Below are 7,201 nucleotides of genomic sequence, written 5' to 3'. Positions count from 1 at the left end.
AAGCTCAAAAAAAACTTGCAATTTCGAGAGCAATTGAACAAATTGCCATTCAAAAAAAAGTAAAAATAAATACTTCAACATATAGAAATAAATTAAATCAAAATGGTGTTATATCATCAACTAGCAAGAATAGCTCTTTACAAGAAGTGGAAGATTTAAACATTTCTTCAACGGTTAAAGAAATATATTTAAAAGAAAATGGAGATATATGCGCATGGGTTATAGAAAACTAAGCTTAATATTATTAATTGGTTCTTTCTCATTTTTAAATGCAGCAGGAACTTACGAAGATTATCTAAAAGAACAAAATACTCAGTTTACACAATATGCAGATGATTTAGAGTCTGAATATAAAACTTATAAAGAAGCCTATCAAAAAGCCTTTAATGAATATAGTAATAATATTTCAAAAAATTGGCCAGATATTGATACAAGTGATAAAAATAAATGGGTTGAGTATGGAAAAGATTTTGATACAAAAAAGAAAGTAGATTTTGAAAAAAAAGAAATTACACTTGAAGTAATTGCTGAAAATAAAATTCAAGCAAAAGAAAAACTAAAAAAACTTTCAAATGAATTAGTAAAAGATGATGTAAAAAGTGCATATAAAAATGACCAATTACAACAAAAAATAGACAAAATTATAAAACAAGAAAAAGTTGTAAAAAATACAAATAAAGTTATTGGTGACATAGTAGATAAACCATATATTATGGATAAATTAAAAAATATTACTAGTAAAAAAGTCAAAAATAGTGATAAGTTTATTTATACAGTAAAAGTAAAACTTCCATCTAATAGTTTAATAAAAAAAGCAAAATCTTTTAAATCAACTGTATTAGAAAATGCAAAAAAAAGTGATATTCCAGCTGAATTAATTTATGCGATTATGCATAGTGAAAGTTCATTTAATCCAATGGCAAGATCTTATGTTCCAGCATTTGGATTAATGCAAATTGTTCCAAAAACAGCAGGTATTGATACATATAAATTTTTATATGGAAAGAAAAAATTATTAAGTTCAGACTATTTATATGATTCTGATAATAATATAAAAATAGGAACAAGTTATCTTCATATTTTATATTATAGATATATGAAAAAAGTAAAAAATCCAATTAGTAGAATGTACTGTACGATTGCTGCTTATAATACAGGTGCAGGTAATGTTGCAAAAGCATTTATTGGAACATACAATATAAATAAAGCATCAAGTAAAATCAATAGCATGACACCAAACGAAGTTTACAAACATTTAAGAGTAAATCTTCCACATGATGAAACAAAACAGTATTTATTAAAAGTAAATAATAGAGTTAGTATCTATAAAAAACTTATTGGTGATAAAATATAATAATTTTTATCCAAAGAATAAAAATATTAAAAAAGATTATTAATGTGTCTTTTTGATACATTATTATAATCTTAACTTTTATTTAATTTTATTAATTACATCTAAAAATCAAATTTTGTTATTATTTTATACATAATAACAGGAGACATAAAATGAAAATGAGAAATATTATTAATACCATGGCTATAGCAACTGCGGCTATATTAGTTACTGGTTGTGCGAAGAATGAAATTAATCCAATGGCATTCCAAACAAAAATAAAAGATAAAATTGAAATCCCAGAAGCTTGTAAAGCTGAATACTCATCTGTATTACCAACTGTTGCAGTAATGGAATTTACAAATAACTCTACATTTGGAAGTGCTCAAACAGAAACAACAACTGCAAATAAGCAAACAAGAGCTGCTGCTGGTATTATTGCTAGTAGAAATGCTGCTGCTATTGGAGTAGCTTCTAAATCTAAATCTAAAAAAACTAAAACAAAAAGAAATGTTAATGCCAAATTAGCAGAATCAGTAACACCTTTATTAGAAGCAAAAGTTTTAGAAACAGGTGGAGCTAAACTTTTTACTAGATCTGATATGAAAAAAATAGATGCTGAATTAAAATTCCAAGATTCTGGACTTTTAGATCCAAAAACAAGTGTTAAATTTGGTAAATTATCAGGTGTTAAATATATTATCACAGGTTCAATTGATAATGTAGAGCAAACATATAGAAATAATACAGAAGCAGCAGGTGTTGCACAAAGAGCAGCTGGACAAAGTGATAATGCAGCACTTAAGCTATTTACTACACTTGCAAAAGTTGTTACATCTGTAACTGATGGTATGATTATAAAAACAACAAGTACTATTAGAATATTAGATGTTGAAACTGGTAAAATTCTTTTTTCAAAAACTGTTACTGATGATTCGAATATTGGTAAAGTTCCAGAACCATCTTTTGATATGGTTGTAGGTGGAATAAAATCAGGATTAATGAAATCATTAACACAATTAGATACGGACTTTTCTAAATATTTCTCAGTTCAAGGTTATATTACAAAATTAAGAACTAATGGTTCTGATATGATTGCTCAAGTTAATCTTGGTAATGATTACAAAGTAGAAGAAAATCAAATATTTAAAGTTTTTGCTTTTGAGGAAAATATTGACCCAATGTCTGGTAAATCAACTTGTGATAGAATTGAATTACCAACAAAATTAACTGCAAGTCAACAAATTGGTGCAAATCATAGTTGGTTAACAATTGATGATAAAAACTCAAATTTAAAACTTTTACAAATAGTACAAAAAACAAATGAAAAAGGTAATGCATTTGGATTATAAAAAAATAGCTTTAAAAGCTTCATTTTTACTAATATTTACAGGGTGTAGCAGTACGCTACCTCTGGCAAAAAATAACAACTCACATCAACTACCTAATTGGTACATCAATGCTCCATCTAATAACCCTATTCATTTATATGGTATAGGAGAATCAAGTTCTTTAGAATCAGCAAAAAATATGGCATTAAACAATATGGCAGCAAGACTTAGTGTAACAGTTGGTTCAAATTTAGAACAAAAAACTACAAGTTCTTCAAATGGTACTTATAAAAAAGATGTAAGTCAAAACTTAAATATTGAAGTTCAAGATATTAAATTTAATAATGCAAAAGTAGAAAAAAATCATGTTGCAGGAAATAACTTCTTTGTTTTAATGAGAGTTAGTAGAACAGAACTTTTTAATGATAAGAAAAAAGATTTTGACTTAAGTGAAAGCAAAATAAATAATGCAGTTAAAATAAGCAAAAATCAATCTATTTTAGAAAAAATCTACACTTTAGAAAATGCAAACCCTATTTTAAACAAAGCAAGAAGTCAAGTAATTTTATTAAATGCAATAGATAAAGATTTTGATGATCTTAAATATTTAAAGAAATATGACAATATTTCAAATGATATTACTTCATTAAAAGATTCATTAAAAATAAAAATCACTTCAAATACTTCAAGCAAACTTTTTAGTGATCAACTAATAGATGAATTAAATAAAAATTCATATAAAGTTGTCAATTATGATGATAATGTAAAAATATCATTAAACAATAAAATCAATTATTCAACTGCTAGAGGTTGGAAAATTGCAAAGGTAAACACAACAATTTCTGTTATTTCAAATGGAAGAACTATTTCTAATAATATAATAAACTCTGTTGGAAGATCATCATCTTCAAATGAAAATGCTCTTGCAAGTGCTGCAAGTTATTTTAAAGATGAAGTAACACAACTAGGTCTAAACTCTATTTTATTTAATAAATAAAATATTATTTATTATTGTGTTAAATTATCTGTTGGAGAATCAATTATGAAGTTGTTTAAAGCTATTTTAGTAAGTTTTTTATTGCTAATATTTATTACAGGATGTGCTCAAAAAACTCAAATTAGAGCAATTAAAGCAGCACAAGTGACTGATAAAGCTATTAAAAACATAGGGGTTTTACCATTTAAATCAGATTATATTGCACAATCATCTCAAATAGATTCGACAATTGCTAATGTGAAAATTAATGATAAGAATTATTTTAATTTAATTGATAGAAATAATATTTCTAGGATAATGGAAGAAAAAAAGCTAAATGATTCGGGACTAGTAAAACTGATTAAAGGAAATAGAACTGAGGGTTTAGCACAAATAGAAACACTAGTTACAGGAAAAGTAAATGTTTCTGATGTTGCAACAAGTAATTATCTTGAAGGTAGAACTGATTATGATACTTGTGTTCGAACTGCTTATACAAAAAAAGGTGATGCGTATTGTGCAAAGTATAGAACATACAATGTAAAATGTAAAGCAAATACTTATAGTGTAAATACAAAAGTTAAATTAATAAAAGTAAGTAATAGCAAAACGATATTTACTAAAAACTACTCAGCTTCTAATAAAATAAAAAAATGTATTGATCAAAATATAGTTCTTCCAACAAAAAGAGATCAAAATACAAAACTAGCAGGTTATATTGCTACACAATTAGTTAAAGATATTGCTCCTTCATATGTTTATTTTACAGCTGAATTAATGGATGAACCTGATATCGATTATACAGATATACAAAAAGGTTTATTAAAAACTTCTCTTGTACTAATAGAAAATAAAAGATTAGAAAAAGCAGAAAAATTATTAAAAAAACTAAATAAACTTACAAATTTCAAAAGTTATGTAGCTTTATATAATTATGGAATTGTTAATGAAGCATTAGGAAATGTAGAAGAAGCATTGAATTTATTCAAAAAAGCTGAAGATATATCTTTAATGACAAAAGTAGAAGAAAATATTGCTATTGCAATAATTAGAGCTGAAAAAAATCTAATTGAACTTCAAAAATCGAAAAAACAATTATAATAAGAAGCCTATAACTAGGCTTTTTATTTTTCCCAAAATAAACTAATAAATATACTTAAACATTTTTTTAATCATATCTTAGATAAAATGTACGTTTAAATTTTAATCATTAGGAATTAATAATATGACTGAAGCAAAATACATATGGATGGATGGGGAATTTGTAAATTGGCCTGATGCTAAGGTACACGTTCTTAGTCATACTCTTCACTATGGAAACGGTGCTATTGAAGGTACAAAAGCATATAAAACACAAGATGGTAGATGTGCTATTTTTAAACTAAAAGAACATACGAAAAGACTTATTAACTCAGCAAAAATGACATTAATTAATGTTCCATTTACTGAAGATGAATTAAATAAAGCTCAAGTAGAGTTATTACAAAAAAATGAATTAACTGAAGGTGCTTATATTAGACCATTAGTATATTTAGGTTACGGTGTTATGGGACTTTACCATAAAGAAGCACCTGTTCAGGTTTCGATTTCTGCATGGGAATGGGGAGCTTACTTAGGTGAAGAAGGTCTTAAAAAAGGTGTAAGAGTAAAAATTGCATCAATGACTAGAAATTCTAACACATCTGGAATGGGAAAAGCAAAAGCAGTTGCAAACTACTTAAACTCTCAAATGGCAAAATTTGAAGCAGTTGAATGTGGATATGATGAAGCACTTTTAAGAGATGACCAAGGTTATATCGCAGAAGCTTCTGGTGCTTGTTTCTTTATTGTAAGAGATGGTGTAATTATTACTCCTCCAAATGATAACTCTTTAGAATCTATTACTCAAGCTACAGTTATTGAATTAGCTCAAGACTTAGGTTATGAAGTAATTAGAAGAAGGCTTACAAGAGAAGAAGTTTATATTGCAGATGAAGCATTCTTTACAGGTACTGCTGTTGAAGTAACACCTATTAGAGATATTGATTCAAGAATTATTGGAGCAGGACAAAGAGGTCCAATAACTGAAGCTCTTCAAACAGCTTACTTTGATGTAGTTCAAGGTAGAAATGAAAAATACATTAAGCATTTAACATACATTAACTAATCTTTGTTAATATATCTTATTAAATTAAACTAAGGAAAAATATGCCGATAGATAACGATTACTTTAAAAAGAAACAACAAAGTGGTGGTGGGAATTCAAATAACAACAATAACGGTGGTGGTGGAAACTACCAACCACCTTTTGAGCCACCAGAATTTTTCAAAAATTTAGGGAAAAAAGCAGGGATTATTTATGTAATAATCGCAGTAATTGCACTTTTATTTATATTCAAGCCTTTTGTAATTGTAGAATCAGGGGAAGTTGGTATTAAAAGTACTACAGGTAAATATGAAGAAACTCCTTTAAGACCAGGTATTCACTTATATATTCCAGGTTTCCAAAAAGTTGTGTTAATTGATACAAAAGTTAGATTAATGAATTATGCTTCTGTTGAAACTACTGGTAGTTTTGATCAAAGTATTAGACTTAACCCTGCAATTAATATTCTTGATGCAAGAGGTTTACCTGTTTCAATTGAATTGACAGTTCAATATAGATTAACAGCAGATGGAGCTCCAACAACTATTGCTAACTGGGGATTCTCATGGGAAGATAAAATTATTAACCCTGTTGTAAGAGATATCGTTAGAAATGTAGTTGGTGTATATACAGCTGAAGAGTTACCAACAAAAAGAAATGAAATTGCTATAAAAATTGAAGAAGGTGTAAGAGCAAATATTGATGGCTTACCTGGTAAACCTGTTTCATTATTATCAGTTCAATTAAGAGAAATCGTATTACCTCAGAAAATTAAAGATCAAATTGAAAGAGTTCAAATTGCTAATCAAGAATCTGAAAGAGTAAAATACGAAGTTTTAAGAACAAAACAAGAAGCTGAAAAAAGAGCTGCAAAAGCTATCGGGGATGCTGAAGCTAACAGAATTGAAGCACAAGGTAGAGCAGATGCTGTTACTATTGAAGCAAGAGCACAAGCTGCTGCAAATATTGCAATAGCTAAATCTTTAACACCTAACTTATTACATATGCAACAAATTGAAATTCAAGGGAAATTCAATGATGCACTTAGAGTTAATAAAGATGCTAAAATTTTCTTAACGCCTGGTGGGTCAACTCCAAATATTTGGGTTGATACAAAAGACAAAACAAGAGATACTGCTATAAGCAAGTAATTAAAAGAGTAGATTTTCTACTCTTTTTTACCTTTAATATGAAAAAGATTATAATACTTTTAATACTAATTACAATTTCTATTGTTTTATTTATTTTTTTACAAGAAAAAAAAGAAATTAAAAAAGAACCTCAAAAAATAAATAAAGTAATTGATAAAATAGAACCAATTAAAACTCCTATAAAAAAACCTAAACCTATTGAAGAAAAACCAAAAGAACAAAAAAAAGAAATACAGATTAATCTTGACCCTAACTTAGCTATTGATAAATCACAAAGATACAAAA

The 7,201-nt window shown here is 27.2% G+C and carries 8 protein-coding genes; all 8 read left to right on the top strand.

Going from position 1 to position 7,201, the window contains the following annotated elements; all coding sequences use genetic code 11:
- On the top strand, window positions 1–233 hold a 233-nt coding region (locus ACERKK_RS09305; RefSeq protein ID WP_373772810.1), incomplete at its 5' end, for a hypothetical protein.
- Complete coding sequence (locus ACERKK_RS09300) at window positions 209–1,354, top strand: murein transglycosylase domain-containing protein (RefSeq protein WP_373772809.1); 1,146 nt, start codon at window positions 209–211, stop codon at window positions 1,352–1,354. The genes ACERKK_RS09305 and ACERKK_RS09300, both read left to right, overlap by 25 nt.
- 152 nt (window positions 1,355–1,506) lie before the next feature.
- Window positions 1,507–2,685 (top strand): CsgG/HfaB family protein, encoded by a 1,179-nt coding sequence (locus ACERKK_RS09295; protein WP_373772808.1) that lies wholly within the window; start codon window positions 1,507–1,509, stop codon window positions 2,683–2,685.
- Entirely contained in the window at window positions 2,675–3,661 is a 987-nt protein-coding gene (locus ACERKK_RS09290; protein WP_373772807.1) for an LPP20 family lipoprotein, read from the top strand. Before ACERKK_RS09295 ends, ACERKK_RS09290 begins: the two co-directional genes overlap by 11 nt.
- Before the next feature lie 45 nt (window positions 3,662–3,706).
- On the top strand, window positions 3,707–4,741 hold the full coding sequence (locus tag ACERKK_RS09285; protein WP_373772806.1) for a hypothetical protein: 1,035 nt from the start codon (window positions 3,707–3,709) through the stop codon (window positions 4,739–4,741).
- Between the two features lie 124 nt (window positions 4,742–4,865).
- Window positions 4,866–5,786 carry a branched-chain amino acid transaminase gene (locus tag ACERKK_RS09280; RefSeq protein ID WP_373772805.1) on the top strand — a complete coding sequence of 307 codons (921 nt, stop codon included), beginning with the start codon at window positions 4,866–4,868 and terminating at the stop codon, window positions 5,784–5,786.
- 41 nt (window positions 5,787–5,827) lie between these two features.
- The gene (locus ACERKK_RS09275; RefSeq protein ID WP_373772804.1) at window positions 5,828–6,916 is read left to right on the top strand and encodes a prohibitin family protein; all 1,089 of its coding nucleotides are present in this window, start codon (window positions 5,828–5,830) and stop codon (window positions 6,914–6,916) included.
- Window positions 6,917–6,954: 38 nt separating this feature from the next.
- Window positions 6,955–7,201, top strand: a 247-nt coding sequence (locus tag ACERKK_RS09270; protein WP_373772803.1) for a hypothetical protein, incomplete at its 3' end; no start/stop codon positions are given.

This window comes from Poseidonibacter sp. (assembly GCF_041821165.1).
Taxonomy (GTDB): Bacteria; Campylobacterota; Campylobacteria; order Campylobacterales; family Arcobacteraceae; genus Poseidonibacter.
Note: the sequence above shows the minus strand (reverse complement) of the source record. Positions and strands in the feature narration are given on the sequence as shown.